Origin of the sequence: Streptomyces sp. NPDC057854, from assembly GCF_042797055.1 — a bacterium.
GTDB lineage: Bacteria > Actinomycetota > Actinomycetes > Streptomycetales > Streptomycetaceae > Streptomyces.
In genome coordinates, this window is sequence record NZ_JBHVMF010000022.1 from 45,428 (window position 1) to 63,190 (window position 17,763).

Annotated in this window: 19 protein-coding genes; 10 read left to right on the plus strand and 9 right to left on the minus strand. The window is 75.1% G+C overall.

Annotated elements, in window-relative coordinates:
- Positions 1–22 precede the first annotated feature (22 nt).
- The 5 genes from ACFVQZ_RS27710 to ACFVQZ_RS27730 all read left to right on the plus strand — a co-directional run bounded on the left by ACFVQZ_RS27710 (position 23) and on the right by ACFVQZ_RS27730 (position 5,114).
- Positions 23–895 carry an Fpg/Nei family DNA glycosylase gene (locus ACFVQZ_RS27710; protein ID WP_030497611.1) on the plus strand — a complete coding sequence of 291 codons (873 nt, stop codon included), beginning with the start codon at positions 23–25 and terminating at the stop codon, positions 893–895.
- 44 nt (positions 896–939) lie between these two features.
- Positions 940–1,695 carry a LytR/AlgR family response regulator transcription factor gene (locus ACFVQZ_RS27715; RefSeq protein ID WP_383627100.1) on the plus strand — a complete coding sequence of 252 codons (756 nt, stop codon included), beginning with the start codon at positions 940–942 and terminating at the stop codon, positions 1,693–1,695.
- A gap of 76 nt (positions 1,696–1,771) precedes the next feature.
- Positions 1,772–2,155, plus strand: coding sequence for a membrane protein (locus ACFVQZ_RS27720; protein WP_030497613.1), 384 nt, complete (start codon positions 1,772–1,774; stop codon positions 2,153–2,155).
- 20 nt (positions 2,156–2,175) lie between these two features.
- Positions 2,176–3,909 carry a cation acetate symporter gene (locus ACFVQZ_RS27725; RefSeq protein WP_030497614.1) on the plus strand — a complete coding sequence of 578 codons (1,734 nt, stop codon included), beginning with the start codon at positions 2,176–2,178 and terminating at the stop codon, positions 3,907–3,909.
- Positions 3,906–5,114, plus strand: coding sequence for a histidine kinase (locus tag ACFVQZ_RS27730; RefSeq protein WP_030497615.1), 1,209 nt, complete (start codon positions 3,906–3,908; stop codon positions 5,112–5,114). Before ACFVQZ_RS27725 ends, ACFVQZ_RS27730 begins: the two co-directional genes overlap by 4 nt.
- 4 nt (positions 5,115–5,118) lie before the next feature.
- Here ACFVQZ_RS27730 and ACFVQZ_RS27735 read toward each other — a convergent pair whose 3' ends face one another.
- From ACFVQZ_RS27735 to ACFVQZ_RS27750, 4 genes are all read right to left on the minus strand, one after another.
- Positions 5,119–5,592 (minus strand): hypothetical protein, encoded by a 474-nt coding sequence (locus ACFVQZ_RS27735; protein WP_030497616.1) that lies wholly within the window; start codon positions 5,590–5,592, stop codon positions 5,119–5,121.
- A 93-nt stretch (positions 5,593–5,685) separates the two neighbouring features.
- Positions 5,686–6,198 carry a hypothetical protein gene (locus ACFVQZ_RS27740; protein ID WP_383627105.1) on the minus strand — a complete coding sequence of 171 codons (513 nt, stop codon included), beginning with the start codon at positions 6,196–6,198 and terminating at the stop codon, positions 5,686–5,688.
- An 81-nt stretch (positions 6,199–6,279) separates the two neighbouring features.
- Positions 6,280–6,711: a PaaI family thioesterase gene (locus ACFVQZ_RS27745; RefSeq protein WP_383627108.1), complete on the minus strand. Its 432-nt coding sequence runs from the start codon at positions 6,709–6,711 to the stop codon at positions 6,280–6,282.
- A 4-nt stretch (positions 6,712–6,715) separates the two neighbouring features.
- Entirely contained in the window at positions 6,716–7,321 is a 606-nt protein-coding gene (locus ACFVQZ_RS27750) for a sigma-70 family RNA polymerase sigma factor (protein WP_383627111.1), read from the minus strand.
- Positions 7,322–7,601: 280 nt separating this feature from the next.
- Here ACFVQZ_RS27750 and ACFVQZ_RS27755 point away from each other — a divergent pair, with 280 nt between their 5' ends.
- Positions 7,602–8,825 carry a CapA family protein gene (locus tag ACFVQZ_RS27755; protein ID WP_030497620.1) on the plus strand — a complete coding sequence of 408 codons (1,224 nt, stop codon included), beginning with the start codon at positions 7,602–7,604 and terminating at the stop codon, positions 8,823–8,825.
- A gap of 12 nt (positions 8,826–8,837) precedes the next feature.
- Here ACFVQZ_RS27755 and ACFVQZ_RS27760 read toward each other — a convergent pair whose 3' ends face one another.
- The gene (locus ACFVQZ_RS27760) at positions 8,838–9,299 is read right to left on the minus strand and encodes a universal stress protein (protein WP_383627114.1); all 462 of its coding nucleotides are present in this window, start codon (positions 9,297–9,299) and stop codon (positions 8,838–8,840) included.
- A gap of 90 nt (positions 9,300–9,389) precedes the next feature.
- On the opposite strand from ACFVQZ_RS27760, the gene ACFVQZ_RS27765 reads away from it, so the two are divergent.
- Positions 9,390–10,244 (plus strand): polysaccharide deacetylase family protein, encoded by an 855-nt coding sequence (locus ACFVQZ_RS27765; protein ID WP_030497622.1) that lies wholly within the window; start codon positions 9,390–9,392, stop codon positions 10,242–10,244.
- Positions 10,245–10,306: 62 nt separating this feature from the next.
- On the opposite strand, the gene ACFVQZ_RS27770 is transcribed toward ACFVQZ_RS27765, so the two are convergent.
- Positions 10,307–10,969, minus strand: a complete 663-nt coding sequence (locus tag ACFVQZ_RS27770) for a class F sortase (protein ID WP_030497623.1) — start codon at positions 10,967–10,969, stop codon at positions 10,307–10,309.
- A 413-nt stretch (positions 10,970–11,382) separates the two neighbouring features.
- Between ACFVQZ_RS27770 and ACFVQZ_RS27775 the strand changes: the two genes are divergently transcribed.
- Entirely contained in the window at positions 11,383–11,868 is a 486-nt protein-coding gene (locus ACFVQZ_RS27775) for a hypothetical protein (protein WP_383627119.1), read from the plus strand.
- A gap of 117 nt (positions 11,869–11,985) precedes the next feature.
- Here the strand turns inward: ACFVQZ_RS27775 and ACFVQZ_RS27780 are convergent, their stop codons facing one another.
- From ACFVQZ_RS27780 to ACFVQZ_RS27790, 3 genes are all read right to left on the minus strand, one after another.
- Positions 11,986–12,549 (minus strand): hypothetical protein, encoded by a 564-nt coding sequence (locus tag ACFVQZ_RS27780; protein ID WP_383627122.1) that lies wholly within the window; start codon positions 12,547–12,549, stop codon positions 11,986–11,988.
- Positions 12,550–12,713: 164 nt separating this feature from the next.
- Positions 12,714–13,478: a DUF4239 domain-containing protein gene (locus ACFVQZ_RS27785; protein WP_030497626.1), complete on the minus strand. Its 765-nt coding sequence runs from the start codon at positions 13,476–13,478 to the stop codon at positions 12,714–12,716.
- Between the two features lie 58 nt (positions 13,479–13,536).
- Entirely contained in the window at positions 13,537–14,169 is a 633-nt protein-coding gene (locus ACFVQZ_RS27790; RefSeq protein ID WP_383627125.1) for a hypothetical protein, read from the minus strand.
- Between the two features lie 501 nt (positions 14,170–14,670).
- Between ACFVQZ_RS27790 and ACFVQZ_RS27795 the strand changes: the two genes are divergently transcribed.
- Together ACFVQZ_RS27795 and ACFVQZ_RS27800 are read left to right on the plus strand one after the other, a co-directional pair.
- Complete coding sequence (locus ACFVQZ_RS27795; RefSeq protein WP_030496220.1) at positions 14,671–15,483, plus strand: SAM-dependent methyltransferase; 813 nt, start codon at positions 14,671–14,673, stop codon at positions 15,481–15,483.
- Positions 15,480–17,663, plus strand: coding sequence for a putative bifunctional diguanylate cyclase/phosphodiesterase (locus tag ACFVQZ_RS27800; RefSeq protein WP_383627128.1), 2,184 nt, complete (start codon positions 15,480–15,482; stop codon positions 17,661–17,663). Before ACFVQZ_RS27795 ends, ACFVQZ_RS27800 begins: the two co-directional genes overlap by 4 nt.
- The last annotated feature ends 100 nt before the right edge of the window (positions 17,664–17,763 follow it).

Sequence of the window (17,763 nt, forward strand, 5' to 3'; positions counted from 1 at the left end):
CGTCCTGCGGCAGGGTGGGGACATGCCCGAACTGCCCGAGGTCGAAGCCCTTCGCGCGTTCCTCGGCGAGCACCTGGTCGGCAAGGAGTTCGCCCGCGTGCTGCCCGTCGCGATCAGCGTCCTCAAGACGTACGACCCGCCCCTCGGCGTCCTCGACGGCGCCCGCGTCACCGGCGTCGCCCGGCACGGCAAGTGGCTCGACATCACCGCCGCCACGTCCGGCGGCCCCCTGCACCTCGTCGTCCACCTCGCCCGGGCCGGCTGGCTCCGCTGGCAGGACCCGCTGCCCTCCGGACCTCCCCGCCCCGGCAAGGGCCCCCTCGCCCTGCGCGCCGCCCTCACCGGCGGCGACGGCTTCGACCTCACCGAGGCCGGCACCACCAAGCGGCTCGCCGTCCACCTCGTCCACGACCCGGACGAGGTCCCCGGCATCGCCCGGCTCGGCCCCGACCCGCTCGCCGACGACTTCGGCCCCGGCGACCTCGCCGCCCTCCTCGCCGGCGAACGCCGCCAGATCAAGGGCGCCCTGCGCGACCAGAGCCTCCTCGCCGGCATCGGCAACGCCTACAGCGACGAGATCCTGCACGCCGCGAAGATGTCCCCCTTCAAACCCACCGCCACCCTCACCCCCGACGAGACCACCGCCCTCTACGAGGCCCTGCGCACCACCCTCCAGGACGCCGTCGCCCGCTCCCGCGGCCTCGCCGCCGGCAAGCTCAAGGCCGAGAAGAAGACCGGCCTGCGCGTCCACGGCCGCACCGGCGAACCCTGCCCCGTCTGCGGCGACACCGTCCGCGAGGTCAGCTTCGCCGACTCCTCCCTCCAGTACTGCCCCACCTGCCAGACCGGCGGCAAGGTCCTCGCCGACCGCCGCATGTCCCGGCTGCTCAAATAGGCACGCCGGGACCGGCCGCCGCGCCCTGAAGTAGGCTCCCGCGCATGCTGCGCGTACTGGCCGTCGACGACGAGGAACCCGCCCTCGGGGAACTGCTCTACCTGCTGCGCGCCGACCCCCGGGTCCGCACCGCCGAGGGCGCCGGCGACGCGACCGCCGCGCTGCGCCGGATCGGCCGCGCGCTCGACTCCGGGCCGGACGGCGAGGACGCCGTCGACGTCGTCTTCCTCGACATCCACATGCCCGAGCTCACCGGCCTCGACGTCGCCCGGCTCCTCGCCGGCTTCGCCCGCCCGCCGCTCGTCGTCTTCGTCACCGCCCACGAGGGCTTCGCGCTCACCGCCTTCGACCTCAAGGCCGTCGACTACGTCCTCAAGCCGGTCCGCCGCGAACGTCTCGCCGAGGCCGTCCGCCGCGTCCACGAACTCGTCCACGCCACCGCCGCGCCCCCGGCCGCCGCGCCCGCCCCCGAGCAGATCCCCGTCGAGCTCGGCGGCGTCACCCGCTTCGTCCCCGTCGACGACATCGCCTACGTCGAGGCCCACGGCGACTACGCCCGCCTCCACACCGACCACGGCAGCCACCTCGTCCGCATCCCGCTCTCCACCCTGGAGGAGCGCTGGGCCGACCGCGGCTTCGTCCGCATCCACCGCAGCCACCTCGTCGCCCTCGACCGCGTCGAGGAGCTGCGGCTCGACGGCGGCGCCACCTCCGTCCGGGTCGGCGCCACCGACCTCGCCGTCAGCCGCCGGCACGCCCGCCACCTCCGTGACCTGCTCATGCGTCGCGCCGGCGGCTGACCGGCACCCCCTTCCGGCGTACGCCCCCTTCTGCCTACACTCCACGGGCCCACCCGCCCGTCAGAGAGCGACGCCGATGCCGGAGCACCCCGAGCCGCGCCGGCCCCGGCGCGAGACCGTCACCCACGCGAGCGCCCTCGGCGACCGGCCCGGCCGCGCGCCGCGCCCCCGCCCGCTGCACCCGCCGGCCCGCTCCGAGATCGACGAGCAGACCACCCTCGGCCACACCTACGTCCGCTCCCTGATGCGCAGCCAGCTCCGCGCCGCCCTCACCGCGCTCGGCGCCCTCGCCCTGCTCGTCGGCACCCTGCCGCTGCTGCTGGCCCTGCCGGCCCCCGAGGCGCTGGTGTGGGCGGTGCTCGGCGCCGGCGTGTACCCCGTCGTCTGGGCCGTCGCCCACTGGTACGTCCGCCGGGCCGAGCGCAACGAGCGCGACTTCACCGGCCTCGTCGAGCGCTGAGGACCGGTGGACCGCCCCGCATGAACCAGACCCACGCGGTCGCCGCCGTCACCGCCGTCGTCCTCGCCACCCTGCTCATCGGCGCCCTCGGCCTGCGCGTCTCCCGCACCACCTCCGACTTCTACGTCGCCTCCCGGACCGCCGGGCCCCGGCTCAACGCCGCCGCCATCAGCGGCGAGTACCTGTCCGCCGCGTCGTTCCTCGGCATCGCCGGACTCGTCCTCGTCCAGGGCCCCGCGATGCTCTGGTACCCGGTCGGGTACACCGCCGGCTACCTGGTGCTGCTGGTCCTCGTCGCCGCCCCGCTGCGCCGCTCCGGCGCGTACACCCTCTCCGACTTCGCCGAGGCCCGCCTGGAGTCCCGGCGGGTCCGCCGGCTCGCCAGCCTCCTCGTCGTCGGCATCGGCTGGCTCTACCTGCTGCCGCAGCTCCAGGGCGCCGGCCTGACCCTGGAGATCCTGACCGGCGCCCCCGACTGGGTCGGCGGCCTGCTCGTCGCCGTCGTCGTCACCGGCGCGGTCGCCGCGGGCGGGATGCGCAGCATCACCTTCGTCCAGGCGTTCCAGTACTGGCTGAAGCTCACCGCGCTGCTGGTGCCGGCCTTCTTCCTGGTGGCCGCCTGGTACGGGGACGGAGCGCCCCGCGCCCGCTTCGACGCGCCCGCCGTGCTCCGCGAGCACACCGTCGTCCGGATCGCCGACACCGTACGCGTCGGGCTCGACGCCCCGCTGACCGTCACCGTCACCGGCACCGTCGACGCCGTCCGGTACGAGAACCGGCCGGTCACCCTCGCGCCCGGCACCCACCGGGTGGACGGCGGCACCGTCCTCGCCCTCCCGCCCGGCACCCCCGTCCCCGAGCGCCGCGCCGACGGCGCCGACCCCCTCGGCTGGTCCCAGCCGCTGGCCGGCGGCCGGGACGGGCACCAGCTGTACGCCACGTACGGGCTGATCCTCGCCACCTTCCTCGGCACCATGGGCCTCCCGCACGTCGCCGTCCGCTTCTACACCAGCCCGCACGGCCGGGCCGCCCGCCGCACCACCCTCGTCGTCCTCGGCCTCGTCGGCGCCTTCTACCTGCTGCCCGGGGTGTACGGGGCGCTGGGCCGCGTCTACGCCCCCGAGCTCGCCCTCACCGGCTCCGCCGACGCCGCCGTCCTCGTGCTGCCCGACCGGATGGTCGGCGGCGCGCTCGGCGACCTCCTCGGCGCGTTCCTCGCCGGGGGCGCCTTCGCCGCGTTCCTCTCCACGGCCTCCGGGCTCACCATGTCCGTCGCCGGCGTGCTCGCGCAGGACGTGCTGCCGTCCCGGGCGGTCCGGCACTTCCGGCTCGCGACGCCGCTCGCCACCGCCGTGCCGCTCGCCGTCGGCGTCGCCGCCTCCAAGGTGCCGGTCGCCGACGCCGTCGGCCTCGCCTTCGCCGTGTCCGCCTCGTCCTTCTGCCCGCTGCTCGTCCTCGGCATCTGGTGGCGCCGGCTCACCCCGCCCGGCGCCGCCGCCGGACTCGTCCTCGGCGGCGGGTCCGCGCTCGCCGCCGTGATGGCCACCCGGGCCGGCCTCGCGCCCGGCGGCTGGCCGCACACCCTGATGGCGTGGCCCGCCGTCTGGTCCGTCCCCCTCGGGTTCCTCACCATGGTCCTGGTCTCGCTCGCCACCCCGCGCCGCGTCCCGCCCGGCACCGCGGCCACCCTCGCCCGGCTCCACCTGCCCGAGGAGTTCACCGCCCCCGTCCCCGCCCAGGAGGCCCGCCGGTGAGCGGCATCGCCCTGGCCGCCGCGAGCGCCGCCGGCGCCGTCCTGCTCGCCGCCGGCGTGGTCCTCGGCCGGCTCACGGCACGCCGGGGCGCCCGTGCCGACCTCGACCTCGGCACCCCCGTCGAGCGCGCCACCTTCCACACCCTGCACACCGCCTCGCTCGCCGCGCCGCCGCTGCGCGCCGGGCTGACCGAGGAGACCGCGGGCAAGGCGGCCCGTCCGCTGCGCTCGCTGCTCGGCACCGAGGCCCTGTGCCTCACCGACGGCTCGGCCGTCCTCGCCTGGGACGGGCCCGGCGGTGCCCACCACCACGCGGGCGTCCCGGAGTTGGCGGCGGCGACCCTGGAGACCGGGCGCAGCCGCTCGGCGCCGACCGGCTGCGCCGACCCGGGCTGCGCGCTGCGGTGGGCGGTGACCGCGCCGCTGACCGGCGAGGAGGGGGTGCTCGGCGCGCTGGTCGCGTACGGGCCCCGGGAGTCGGCGGTGCTGGTGCGGGCCGCCACCGAGGTGGCCCGCTGGGTCTCGGTGCAGCTGGAGCTGGCCGAGCTGGACCGCTCCCGGACCCGGATGGTGGAGGCGGAGATCCGCGCGCTGCGCGCCCAGATCTCCCCGCACTTCATCTTCAACTCCCTCGCGGCGATCGCCTCGTTCGTCCGCACGGACCCGGAGCGGGCGCGCGACCTGCTCCTGGAGTTCGCCGACTTCACCCGCTACTCGTTCCGCAGGCACGGCGACTTCGCCACGCTCGCCGACGAACTGCGCGCGATCGAGCAGTACTTGGCGCTGGCCGGGGCCCGCTTCGGCGACCGGCTGAAGGTGACGCTGCAGATCGCGCCGGAGGTGCTGCCGGTCGCCCTGCCGTTCCTGTGCCTCCAGCCGCTGGTGGAGAACGCCGTCAAGCACGGGCTCCAGGACCGGGAGCGCGGCTGCCGGGTCACCATCGCCGCGCGGGACGCCGGGGCGGAGGCGGTGGTGACGGTGGAGGACGACGGCGTCGGGATGGACCCGGAGCGGCTGCGGGCGGTGCTGCGCGGCGAGCACCCGGGCGGCTCCGGCATCGGCCTGTCCAACGTGGACGAGCGGCTGCGCCAGGTGTACGGGGCGGAGTACGGCCTGGTCATCGAGACCGGTGTCGGCGCGGGCATGAAGGTGACCGCGCGCTTCCCCAAGTACCGCCCGGGGGTGCATCCTTCGCCGGCGCGCTGACCGGTCAGGCGAGCCAGACGGCGAGGTGGGCGAGCGGCAGGCCCAGCCGCCAGGCGGGCAGCCAGGCGCGGGCCGTCTCGTCGACGAGCAGCCCCGGCCCGGCGCCCGGCAGGCCGTCCAGGTCGGCGGCGTGCAGCCAGGTCTCGCGCAGCGCCCGCCAGGTGTCCCGGGCGAGGGCCAGGTCGGCCCCGTCGGGGTCCTCGGCCCCGGCGGCGGCGAGCCGTTCCTCCACCCAGTCCGGCCAGCCCGCCTCGTGCGCGGTGCGGCGCAGCCACTCGCCGGCCGCGGGACTGCCGGAGAGGTGCACGGTGAGGGCCAGGACCCGCACGGAGGCGCGGTGCTCCAGCGAACCCGGGTCGGTGAGGCCGGCGTCGGTCAGACACCGGTCGGCCTGGTACTCGGCGCACAGCCAGGCCATCGGGACGGCCAGGCCCCCGCCGCTCCTGCGGCCGGCGCCGTTCGTGCTCTCGGGCGGCAACGCTCCCACCTTCTCCCGGACGTCGGGACCCGCGGTTCTCGGGACCCCGAGCAGAGCCTCCTCCGCTCGGGGCGTCCGCGTGGACCGCTTTGCTCAACTCGCCGGTGTGGTTTCGGATACGTTCCCCGGCCGGATCGGTGCCGACGGGTCTGACGGGACGGGGGGTGCGGAGGGGACGGGACGGGCCTGGGAAGGCCGCCGCCGGACGAGCGAGGCGAGCGCGGTGACGCCGACGACGAGCGCGAGCGACCGTACGGGCAGGATCGCGCCGAAGGAGTCGTCCAGGCCGTCGATCCCGCTCCGTACGGCGACGAGCCACGCCACGGTCCCCACGAGCACCATCGCCCCCGTCCGCCGCTCCCCGCCCAGCCGCATGCCGGCCCACAGCACGAGCGGCATCACCAGCGCGGTGTTGAGCAGCGCGGTCGTGAAGACCTGCGCCGTCCCGTACCCGGTCGGCGCGCCCAGGGCGGCCGACGCCTGCCCGACGAGCGCGAACCGCAGCGTGTCGGAGAGCACGACGTGCGCGGCGCAGACGGCGATGCCGCTGACGACGGTGGCCTTGAACAGGCGGGGGAGCGGTGGCGTGGGAGGTCGTGAAGCCATGGACGCGACTATACGCAGTGCGTATACATGCAGTGCATAGACCCCCGTCCTCGTGCGCGGCCCGGTCGGCCCCGGACCGGCCTAGCCCAGCAGGGCGTAGACGGCGGTGGCGTGGGCGGCGGGGTCGGTGGTGCCGTCGGCGGTCATGGTGATGTCGGCGAAGGCCATCCGCTTGCCGAGCTTGGTGAGGCGGGCGCGGATCAGGACGTCGGTGCCGACGACCGCCCGCTGGAAGCTGGTGGACTGCTGGACGGTGGTCATCGGGACGAAGCCGCCGCGGGCCGCCGAGACGGCGATGACGGTGGCCGTGTCGGCCGCGGCCATGAGGGCCTGGCCGGAGATCCCGCCGCCCTCGCGCGCCAGCCGGCCGGACCAGGGGAGGCGGAGGACGGCCTCGTGCCCGTCGACGGAGTCGACGGTGAGCCCCAGGTCCAGGACCCAGGGGGCGAAGTTGTCGGCGAGGATCTTCTCGGCGGCGGCGGGCGTCAGCGCCGCGGTGTCGGGGAGCGTCACGGCGTCATTGTGCTGCGGCGGTCCGCCGGCGGGCAATGACGCCGTGACGCGGCCGGTAGCCGGGCAGTGAGCGGCCGAGCTGCCGGAGGGCGTAGTGGGAACGGGACTTGACCGTGCCGGCCGGGATGCCGAGGTCGACGGCGGCCTCGTTGACGGTGAGCCCGTGGAAGTAGAGCCGGACCAGCACGGCCCGGTGTTCCGGGCTCAACTCCCGTACCGCCGCCCGGACGTCGAGGGCGGCCTCGGCGGTCTCGGTGGCGTCGGAGGGGTCGGGGGTGACCGCGAGGACGCCGTCGCCGATCTCGGCCGGCCGGGCCAGCCGGGAGCGGCGGGCGTCGATGGCGAGCCGGCGGGCGACGGTGAAGAGCCAGGGCCGCATCGAGGCGTACGCGCCGCTGAACGCCTCGGGGTGGAGCCAGGCCCGGACCAGGGTCTCCTGCGCCAGGTCCTCGGCGCGCTGGCGGTCGCCGTAGGTGAGGCCGAGGAGGAACGAGAGCAGGGCGGGGCCGTGCTCGCGCTGGAGTTCCTGGAGCGTCCGCTCGTCGGTCGTCGCGTTCGCCGCCGCCGCCGTCGCCGCCGCGGTCGTCGTCATCGTCGCCGTCGTCGTCATGAGTGCCCACCCTTCGCCGCCCGCTCGGCGGTTCGTCGTCCGCGCCGTATACGAACGCATCCGGGCGGACGGGGACAGGGAACGGACAGCGGTCTGCGACGAACGGTCGGAACGAGCGGCGAATGGCACGGTGAGCGGTCGGCAGGCGATCACGCGCGCGTCGTACGTCCGATTCGGTGGGGTTTGTTCTCCGGTTCGGCCCGGTCCCTTGACCGGCGGCCCGCCGGAAGGTGAATTCGGCAGAACACATGTTCTTCCGATGATCGGGGTGGCAGTCGTCATGACCGCAGGCACCAGACCGGTACGCGCCAGACTCGCCCGTGCCGGCTCCACCGTCCTCGCCGGCTCCCTGCTCGCCGTCGTCGCCGCCTGCAGCCAGGGCGGCCTCGGCGGCGGCGCCCCCTCACCCGGCAGCCCGCCCGGCGGCTCGCCCGCCGGCTCGGCCGCGCCGCGCCCCGCGCCGGCGCCGAAGCCGGCCGGCTTCACCCTCGTGGCCTCCGGCGACATCCTCCCGCACGACTCCATCATCCGGCGCGCCGCCGCCGACGCCGCCGACGGCGGCTACGACTTCCGGCCCATGCTCGCCGGCGCCGCACCCGTCGTGTCCCGCGCCGACCTGGCCATCTGCCACATGGAGACCGTGTACGGGAAGAAGGGCGGCCCCTACACCGGCTACCCCGCCTTCAAGTCCCCGCCCGAGGTCGCCACCGCACTCAAGGCCACCGGCTACGACTCCTGCTCCACCGCCTCCAACCACACCCTCGACGACGGCGCGGCCGGACTCGGCCGCACCCTCGACGCCCTCGACGCGGCGGGCGTGAAGCACGCCGGGTCCGCCCGCACCGCCGCCGAGGCCGCCCGCCCCACCCTCCTCAAGGCCGGCGGCGCCACCGTCGCCCAGCTCGCCTACACCTACGACACCAACGGCTACCCGCTCCCCGCCGGACAGCCCTGGGCCGTCAACCTGCTCGACGAGGCCAAGGTGATCGCCGACGCCCGGGCCGCCCGCGCCGCCGGCGCCGACGTGGTCGTCGTCAGCGTCCACTGGGGCACCGAATGGCAGACCGCACCCGACCAGCGGCAGCTCTCGCTCGCCCGCTCGCTCACCGCCTCCCGCACCGGCGGGCGCCCCGACATCGACCTCATCATCGGCACCCACGCCCACGTCCCCCAGGCGTACGAGAAGGTCAACGGAACCTGGGTGATCTACGGCATGGGCGACCAGATCGCCGGCGACATGATCAACCACGAGGGCGTCTTCGACCCGCGCGGCAACCAGAGCAGCATCGGCCGCTTCACCTTCGCCCCGCCGAAGAAGCCCGGCGCCCGCTGGGAGGTCACCAAGGCCGAGTTCGTGCCCCAGTGGTTCGACACCGGCCGCGGGCGCGTGGTCAACCTCGCCGCCGGCACCTCGGACCCCCGTCACCCCGGCATCCGCGAGACCATCCGCCAGGTCGTCCTCAGCCGCGGCGCCGACAAGGACGGCCTCACCCTCGGCAAGTGAGCCCGCGGCCGGTCAGGGGACGACCGTGACCGGCCAGCGGCCCGCCTTCACCAGCCGCACGGCCACCGAGCCGACGAAGCGGTGCCCCGCCGACTCCGAGGCGCCCACCACCACGGCGTCCGCCCGCAGCTCGTCCGCCGCCCGCACCAGACCCGCGTACGCGTCCCCCCGGAAGGTGCGGAACTCCCAGCGCACCTGCCACAGGTCCTTCACGCGCTCGGCCGACGCCCGGATCTCCGCCGCCAGCTCCTCCGCGATCTCCTCGGTGGTCCCGGTCACCGGCGCGCCCAGTGAGGCGCCCGCCGCGATCAGCGGCTGGACGTAGACCAGCGCGAGCAGCGCGTTCTGCCGGCGGGCGAGCCCGGCCGCGTACGACGCCGCCCGCAGCGACGAGGCCGAGCCGTCGACCCCGGCCATGATCACCTTGGGGCCGTCGGTGCCGCGCTCGAACCGGTGGGGCTGGACTTCGCTCACCCTTCGAGGGTATCGGCCGGGCGGGTGCAATCGGACGGCGGCCCGGTGTCGGTGAGGGGCCCGCGCCCCACCCCGTACGAACCATTGGTCATGAAAAACGATCAGCTGCCCACCGGGCGGAGGTCGGTGCTGCGCCTGGCCGCCGGCCTCGGCGTCACCGTCGCGGCCGGTGCGTTCGCCCTCGACCGGTTCGGCCCCGGCGGCACCGCCACGGACGCCGCCGCACCCCAGGGCCCGCCCGCCGCCGCCGGGCCGCCCGCCGCCCCGCCCCGGCTGCGCCCCTCCGCGTACCGGCTCCAGCCGATGACCGCGTACGCCCCCGCCGGCCGGACCCGGGCCCTGCCGCCGGTCCGGCGCCGCCCCTTCCTCTCGCTCGCCGGCGTCGGCCGCTCCATGGTGCTCACCTTCGACGACGGCCCCGACCCCCGCTACACGCCCGGCATCCTGGCAACCCTGCGGCGGTACGACTGCCGGGCCATGTTCTTCGTCTGCGGTGAGATGGCGGCGGCCCACCCGGACCTGCTGCGGGAGATGGCCGACGACGGGCACGTGGTCGGCAACCACTCCTGGTCCCACCCGCTGGTGCCGAAGCTGCGGCCCTCCCGCATCCGGGCCGAACTCGGCTCCACCAGCGAGACGGTGGAGCGCACGCTGGGCGCCGCGCCGCTCTGGTACCGGGCCCCGTACGGCGCCTGGAACCGGCACTCGTTCGAGATCGGCGCCGAGCTCGGCATGGAACCGCTCGCCTGGACCGTGGACACCCTCGACTGGAAGGAACCCGGCACCGGCACCATCGTCCGCCGGGTCCTCGACGGCGCGGGCCCCGGCGTGATCGTCCTCTCGCACGACGCCGGCGGGGACCGCTCCCAGAGCGTCGCCGCCCTCCGCCGCTATCTGCCCGTGCTCCTCGACGAGGGCTACACCGTCACCGTCCCCCGGCGCTGACCGCCGGGCGGCACGCGAAGGGCCCCGGGGACGCCCCGGGGCCCTCCACGCGCGCGCGTGCCTCAGCGGGAGGCGACCATCCGGGCGTACACGACGACGTTGCCGTCGTACCCCTTCGCCCGGGTGTAGCCGCCGCCGCAGGTGATCACCCGCAGCTCCGGGTGGCCGGTGTCCCCGTAGACCTGCGGCCCGGGGAAGTCCTCCTTGGAGTACACCTCGACGCCGTAGATCTCGAAGACCGCCACCCGTCCGTCGTACCGCTCGACCTCGACGTGCTGGCCCTTCTCCAGCGAGCCGAGGCCGTAGAAGACCGCCGGGCCGCTGTTGTTGTCGACGTGCCCGACGATCACCGCCGTGCCGCGCTGTCCGGGCGCGATGCCGTTCTGGTACCAGCCGGCCAGATTGGCGTCCTGCGGGGGAGGGGCCGCCACCCAGCCGTCCGCGTCGAGCCCCACGTCCATCACCGGGGCCGCGACGTCGATCGCCGGGATGCGGATCCGCGAGGCCGGCGCGAAGGGCAGCGCCCGGACCCCCGCGGACGCCTCCTCGGGCGGCGCGACGACCGGACGCTCCACCGGCCGGGCCGCGGCGGCCGGCTGCGGGGGGCCTCCGGCGACGTCCGCGCCGTTGCGCATCATCGCGAGTCCGGACAGCATGGCGAGGGCCAGGACGCCCCAGGGTTGTCGTCTCCTGCGCTCAGGGACGCGGAAGTCCTTCGGGGGCATGGTTCTCCCTTCGTGGCGACGTGTGAACGGTAAGGGCGAGGCCGCGGCCCCGCGCTCCGGGCGGCCCGAACGGGGCACCCCCGGCGGCCGTACGGGTGGCGACGCGCCGGGATGCCGCACTCGCCTGACGCCACGTCAGAAGACGCCCGGAAGACGGGGCCGTCGCGTGCCGTTCGTCGTCCCGGGTGACGGGGCGCTGACCCATCCGAGTACTCGTCAGACAATCGTTCCGCGCGCCCCTGACCTGCGGTTGTGTCGACAGACACAACTCGATCGGCGGCACCGGCGCTCACCGGACCGGCCCAGCGCCGAGGTGCGGGAAGGGGGGTGAATTGTGATGGTTCGTCATGGAAGGCGTACTCGTCGAATCTCCCGGAGCACCGCTTCGGGGCGTCTTCCCTGGAGGTTCAACCATGCGTGCTGCACGCACTCTGGCGGTGACCGCCACCGCGTTCGCGGCGGTCGCCCTGGCGGCTCCCCTCGCCGCCGCGACCAACGGTCCCAGCAACGTCCAAGTCAATCCCTACGACGTCCACGCGGGGTCGACGATCACGATCACGGCCAAGGGCTGCGGCCACGGCGGCAAGGTGACGTCCAACGCCTTCCCGGAGACCAACCTCTCGGTCAACTCCAACGGCCTGTCCAGCGCGATCGCCCGGGTCTACAACAACGCCACGCCCGGCAACTACAACCTGGCCGTCAAGTGCAGCGACAACTCTCGGGTCGTCACGCACCCGTTCCGCGTGCTCGCGGGCCGCGGCGCCCAGGGCGGTCTCGGCGGTTCGCTGGCGCCCAGCTCCACCGAGATGGCCGTCGGCGGCAGCCTGGTCGCCGCCGCGGCGCTCGGCGGCGGCGTCTTCGTGCTCCGTCGCCGCCGGATGACCGGCGCGGGCGTCTGACCGGCCGAACCTCCCGGTCGGCCCCTCGCGCCCGCCGCCCCCGTGTCCCGGAAGGGATCCGGGGGCGGCGGGCTGTTCCGTCCGCCGCGGGCGGGGTCCACGGGGGCGTCGCCGGGATCAGTGCCGGCGGGTGGCGGAGGTGCGGCGCCGGATCGCGTACGCCGTGCCCGCCGCCGCCGCGAGCACCAGGGCGGTTCCGGCCGCCAGCTTCCCGGACTCCAGACCGCCCTGGGAGCCGCCGAGGCCGCCCTGCACCCCGCGCGGCGGGAGCAGTACGGTCGAGCCGGCCGTCGGCGTCGCCGTGGCCACGCCGCTGATGGTCAGGTCCACGGTGTCCTGCACCCCGCCCGAGCAGTTGAACGCCACCGTGTACACGGCGCCGCGCTTGGCGTCCGCGTCCACGGTGGCGGTGACCGTCGAGCCGGGCGCGATCTGGACGGTGTCGAAGATGCCGGCCGTCGCCGTGGCCGTGCTGGAGCAGCCGGGGGCGCTGAGCGTCACCCGCCCGCCGGGGGCGACGAGCGACGGGGAGACGACGAAGTCGCCCGGGGCCTGAGCACCCCGCACCCGCGGGTTCGGCGCGGGCGCACCGTCGGCCGCGTGGGCGACGGTGACGGGGGCGGCCAGGGCGAGGGTGGCCGCCCCCAGCAGGGCGGTGGACGCGGCACGTATCGCGCGCATGGTGATTCCTCCGGGTCCCGAGGGCCGGCCGCGGCGGTTTGGCCGCGTGGAGCCTGCGTGCACCTCGTTGCCCGAAACGCTAGGAGCGCCCTACCACGGCCGCGATCCCAGACGTGCGAATGGGGCACCGTTGTCCCCCGGGCGGCCCAGCCCCGCCCGTGCGCTCAGTCTGTGACCTGCGGGAACAGGTCGGTGAACGGCGTGGAGGTGGCGGCGAGACCGCGGCCGAAGGGGGCGTCGAAGTCCCAGATGAGGAAGAGCAGGAAGGCGATGAGGGCGCTGTAGAGGCCGGCGAGCAGCAACTCGCGGCCGGTGCGCCGGATCTGGAGCGTGAAGATCAGGCCCACCGAGACCAGGGCGCCGATGATCAGCCCGAACCAGACGACGCCGGGCATGGTCTCGCCGGCGCTCTGTCCCCGGGCGCCGCGGGCGTCGTCGGCGACCATCACCTGGTCGACCAGCGGCTGGTACGCCTGTCCCTCGAAGTCGTTGGCCGGCTCGTAGTCGGTGACGCTCCGGCGGACCTTCTGGAGCAGGGCGTCGCCCTCGGGGGTGAGCTCGCCCTTGTCCGCCATGTGCGTGAACTCGGTGTTCACCACGTAGTCCACGTACGCGTCGACATCCGCGCGGATGGCCTCGCGGACCGGCACCGGGTAGACCTCGACCCGCTCGGAGATCTCGTGCATCGCCTGGGCCTCCTGGCGCACCACCTCCTGGGCGGCGCCGCGGCCCTCCCAGACGCCGGCGATGGCGAGGCCGAGGACGATCGCGTAGATCACGCCGATCATCATCGTCATGTACTCGATGACGTCGGGGGTCTCGTTGGGGTCGTCGTCGGCGGGGATCCGGCGGTGGTTGATGACGACGATGGCCAGGACGACGCCGCAGGCGGCGGCCATGGCCAAGGTCAGGACGAGCCATTCGGACATGGTTCCTCGGTCTTTCGGACGGGGGAGTCGGGGAGGGGTGCGCGGCGCTCGGGGCCGGTCAGCGGGAGGAGCGCGGGCGGAGGATCGCGGTGGCCAGCACGGCCGGCGCGGTGATGAGCAGCATGGTGGTGACGGGCGACGCCGAGGACTTCGGCTGAGGCCGCGAGGTCCGCTGGTAGTGCGGGAGCGCGACCGGGGTGGCCCGGGGCGGGCGCGGCGCGGCCGTCGGGGCGGGGGCCGGGGCCGGGGGTGCGGGCGCCGGCGGTTCCTCCGGCGCCGGGGTGGCGGGCGCGGGGGAGGGAGGGGCCGGGGTCGGGGCGGGCGGCGGCGCCGGGGTGGCGGCGGGCGGCGGCGCGGGGACAGGCAGGGGGGCGGGCGACGGGGGGCGTGGTACGGGGCGGACCCCGGGCGGCTTCGTCGGCGGGGGCGGTACGGGGTGCACGCCGGGCGGCTTGACGGGCGGCGGCTGCTGGGGGGTGGGCACGGGCGGCGGGGTCGGGGCCGGAGGGACCGGCCTCGGCGAGGGGGAGCACGCGCCCGGGCCGATGACCGCCACCGAGGTGTGCGAGCCGTCCGGCCCGGTCGTGGCGTAGGCGCAGGAGTCGGCGGCCGCAGGCGCGGGCGCGGCGAGCAGCCACACGAGCGCGACGGCCGCCAGCGACCGCGTGAGGGGTGATCCGTACAGAGACACGCCGTCGAGCTTGAACACATGGACGCCGAACCGGGGGCCGAATGCGCTCGGATTCCCCGGATGGTGGGGATCTTCCGGTGCGCGATTTGACGTTTCCTGTGCGGAGCGGAGGAGAAAATGGCCGACGGGGGTCGGAAGGGGCCCGGTGCGAAGAACTGTCCGGTTGTCGCCGTGGCGTTCTGCCGGTCCGTCGGCGGACGGCCGTCCGGCCGCCCGGCCGGGTGGGGCGCAACTGCCCTGGTGCGGCGGGTGCGGTGGCCCCGCGCTGCCCCCGGTGGCGGCGTCCGAGGAGCCGGCGCACGGTCAGATGCACGTGAATGTGCACGGGCCGAAGGCGTGAACTCTTCGTTCCGCGCGCGGGTGTCAATGGCATGTGACCAAGAACGGACCGCGAATTTCCGTTTCCTCTCGCTCTCTCGGCGGGCGATCAGTAGCCTCACCTCGAACACGGCCGCGAACACCGGGCCGCATCCCCCATGGCGACTGTTGTTGGAGACATTGATGGAGCGTCCCGCCTGGGCTCCGCCCGGTATCGACATCTCGGTACCGAGCGTGTCCCGTATGTACGACTTCTATCTGGGCGGCTCGCACAATTTCGAAGTCGACCGGGAAGCGGCCCGCAAGGCCCTGGAGTTCATGCCGGGCCTCCCCAAGATCATGCAGGCGAACCGGGCGTTCATGCGCCGAGCCGTCCGCCACGCCGTCGAGAGCGGCGTCACCCAGTTCCTCGACATCGGCTCCGGCATCCCGACGTTCGGCAACGTGCACGAGGTCGCCCAGGCCGCCGACCCCGCCGCCCGGATCGTCTACGTCGACCACGACCCGGTGGCCGTCGCCCACAGCCGCGCCGTCCTGGAGGGCGTCGGCGGCACCGCCGTCCTCCCCGCCGACCTGCGCAAGCCGGCCGACATCCTGCACAGCCCCGAGGTCACCGGCCTGCTCGACCTCGACCGGCCGGTCGCCCTGCTCCTCGTCGCCGTCCTGCACTTCCTGGAGGACGAGGACCGCCCGCACGAGGCCGTCGCCGAACTGCTCGACGCGCTCGCCCCCGGCAGCCTCCTGGTCGTCACCCACGCCTCGTACGAGGGTGTGCCCGTCGACAAGGAGCGGGCCGGCGGCACCGTCGACGTCTACCGCAGCACCCGCAGCCCGCTGGTGATGCGCACCCGGGAGGAGGTCGCCCGCTTCTTCGACGGCACCGCGCTCGTCGATCCCGGCCTCGTCGCGATGCCGCACTGGCGGCCGGAGAGCCCGGCCGAGGAGGAGGACCCGTACGCCTTCTCCGGGTTCGCAGGTGTGGGGCGCAAGGCGTGAAGGTGCCGTCGCAGCCGTCCGGTGGCATCGCGGAAGCCGACGGCCCGGAGGACAGACTCAGGCGGTTCGTCACCATCTGGGGCCGGGCCATCTTCCCGGTGACCGCCACCTCCCTCACCCGCGCCGAGTTCGAGGGGCACCTCCTCCCGCTCGCCCGCCTGCTGTCCGGCGCGCTGCTCGCCCGGCCCTTCGACACCGCCCCCGCGCAGCGGGCCGGCGCCGGCCTGGTCGGCGCCCACTGCACCGACCCGGACGCCCTCGGCCGCAGCCTCGGCGTGGTCGACGCGTACCTCGTCCTGTACTGCGGTACGGACCCGGGCCTGTCCGCCGAGGAGCTGCGGGCCCGCTGCGCCCGCCTCCAGCACGCCATGGCCACCGGCTACGCCCAGGCCCTGCGCGAGCGGACCCGCGCCGAGCAGGAGGCCATCGCCCGCTCCGCGCTCGCCGCCCGCAGCGCCGCCGAGATCGCCCTGCACGCCACCGAGAGCCGCTTCCGGGCCGTCTTCGACGGGGCCGCCATCGGCATCGGCATCGCCGACCTCGACGGGCGGATCGTCGAGATCAACGACACCATGACCCGCATGTTCGGCGGCGTCGAGGCCCAGGTCCGCAGCCGCAACGTCAGCGAGTGGGTGCACCCCGAGGACGGCCCGCACGTGTGGCGGCTGTACGAGGAACTGGTGCGCGGCGAGCGCGAGCAGTACCGGGTGGAGAAGCCGTACTACCGCGGGGACGGCACGGTCCTGTGGACCAACCTCACCGTCTCGCTGCTCCGCGACGCGGAGGGCCGCCCCCAGTACCAGCTGGCGCTCATGGAGGACATCACCGAGCGGCGCCTGCTCCATCTGCGCCTGCGGTACGAGGCCACCCACGACGCGCTCACCGGGCTGCCCAACCGGACGCTGTTCTTCGAGCGCCTGGAGAAGGCGCTGACCCCCGGCACGGCCGGCGAGGGGGGCCGCTTCGGCCTCTGCTACCTGGACCTGGACGGCTTCAAGGCCATCAACGACAGCCTCGGCCACTCCGTCGGCGACCGGCTGCTCGTGGAGATCGCCGACCGGCTCCAGGCGTGCGTCACCGGGCCCGGCGAGATGGTCGCCCGGCTCGGCGGCGACGAGTTCGTCGCCCTCACCACCGGCCCCGCCGCCGGCGGCGAGCGGGACGCCACCGCGCTCGCCGACCGCATCCTCGCCGCCCTCGCCACCCCCGTCGGCGTCGACGGCCGCGAACTCGCCGTGCGCGGCTCGCTCGGCGTCGTGGAGGGCGCGGCCGGGGAGCGGACCGCCGCCGAGGTGCTGCGCAGCGCCGACATCACCATGTACCGGGCCAAGTCGGCGGGCGGCAACCGCTTCGCGCTCGCCGACCCCGAGGCCGACGCCCGCGCGATCACCCGGCACGGCCTCACCACCGCCCTGCCGACCGCCCTGGAACGCGGCGAGTTCTTCATCGAGTACCAGCCGCTCGTCCACCTCGACGACGGCAGCGTGCACGGCGCCGAGGCCCTGGTCCGCTGGAGCCACCCCCAGCACGGCGTGCTCGGCCCGGACCGCTTCATCCCGCTCGCCGAGGACACCGGGCTCATCGTGCCGCTGGGCCGCTGGGTCCTCCAGGAGGCCGTCCGGCAGGCCCGCTCCTGGCAGCTCGACCACCCCCAGCCGGGCACCCCGCTCCGGATCAACGTCAACCTGTCGCCGACCCAGCTCCACCACCCCCGGCTGGTCGCCGACACCGTCGACGTCCTGGAGCGCGCCGGCCTCGCCCCGGGCGCGCTCTGCCTGGAGGTCACCGAGTCGGCCCTGATCGGCGCCGACGAGGACCTGCTCAAACCGCTGCGCCAGCTCGCCGAGATGGGCGTCGACATCGCCCTCGACGACTTCGGCACCGGCTACTCCAACCTGGCCAACCTGCGCCGGCTGCCGGTCAGCGTCCTCAAGCTCGACCGCTCGTTCACCCGCGGCATGCAGCAGCACCCGGTCGACCCCGTCGACCTGAAGATCGTCGAGGGCATCGTCTCCCTGGCCCACAGCCTCGAACTCGCCGTCACCGTCGAGGGCGTGGAGACCGCGGCCCAGGCCGCCCGCCTCCGGGAACTCGGCTGCGACACCGCCCAGGGCTGGTACTACGCCCGCCCCGGCGCCCCGGACCGCATCCACTCCCTGGTCCTCGCCGACGCGGTCTGAGCGCGCACACGCGTGCGGCCCGGTCCTCCTGGGGACCGGGCCGCACGGGTGAAGCACGAGGGGGCGAGGAGAGCGAAGGGACTAAAACATCAGGAGTATG

Excerpts from the sequence above, each read along its gene's own strand:
- ACFVQZ_RS27710 (WP_030497611.1), top strand. The coding sequence starts at position 23 with ATGCCCGAACTGCCCGAGGTCGAAGCCCTTCGCGCGTTCCTCGGCGAG.
- ACFVQZ_RS27715 (WP_383627100.1), top strand. The coding sequence starts at position 940 with ATGCTGCGCGTACTGGCCGTCGACGACGAGGAACCCGCCCTCGGGGAA.
- ACFVQZ_RS27720 (WP_030497613.1), top strand. The coding sequence starts at position 1,772 with ATGCCGGAGCACCCCGAGCCGCGCCGGCCCCGGCGCGAGACCGTCACC.
- ACFVQZ_RS27725 (WP_030497614.1), top strand. The coding sequence starts at position 2,176 with ATGAACCAGACCCACGCGGTCGCCGCCGTCACCGCCGTCGTCCTCGCC.
- ACFVQZ_RS27740 (WP_383627105.1), bottom strand. The coding sequence starts at position 6,198 with ATGGCTTCACGACCTCCCACGCCACCGCTCCCCCGCCTGTTCAAGGCC.
- ACFVQZ_RS27750 (WP_383627111.1), bottom strand. The coding sequence starts at position 7,321 with ATGACGACGACGGCGACGATGACGACGACCGCGGCGGCGACGGCGGCG.
- ACFVQZ_RS27755 (WP_030497620.1), top strand. The coding sequence starts at position 7,602 with ATGACCGCAGGCACCAGACCGGTACGCGCCAGACTCGCCCGTGCCGGC.
- ACFVQZ_RS27765 (WP_030497622.1), top strand. The coding sequence starts at position 9,390 with ATGAAAAACGATCAGCTGCCCACCGGGCGGAGGTCGGTGCTGCGCCTG.
- ACFVQZ_RS27770 (WP_030497623.1), bottom strand. The coding sequence starts at position 10,969 with ATGCCCCCGAAGGACTTCCGCGTCCCTGAGCGCAGGAGACGACAACCC.
- ACFVQZ_RS27775 (WP_383627119.1), top strand. The coding sequence starts at position 11,383 with ATGCGTGCTGCACGCACTCTGGCGGTGACCGCCACCGCGTTCGCGGCG.
- ACFVQZ_RS27780 (WP_383627122.1), bottom strand. The coding sequence starts at position 12,549 with ATGCGCGCGATACGTGCCGCGTCCACCGCCCTGCTGGGGGCGGCCACC.
- ACFVQZ_RS27785 (WP_030497626.1), bottom strand. The coding sequence starts at position 13,478 with ATGTCCGAATGGCTCGTCCTGACCTTGGCCATGGCCGCCGCCTGCGGC.
- ACFVQZ_RS27795 (WP_030496220.1), top strand. The coding sequence starts at position 14,671 with ATGGAGCGTCCCGCCTGGGCTCCGCCCGGTATCGACATCTCGGTACCG.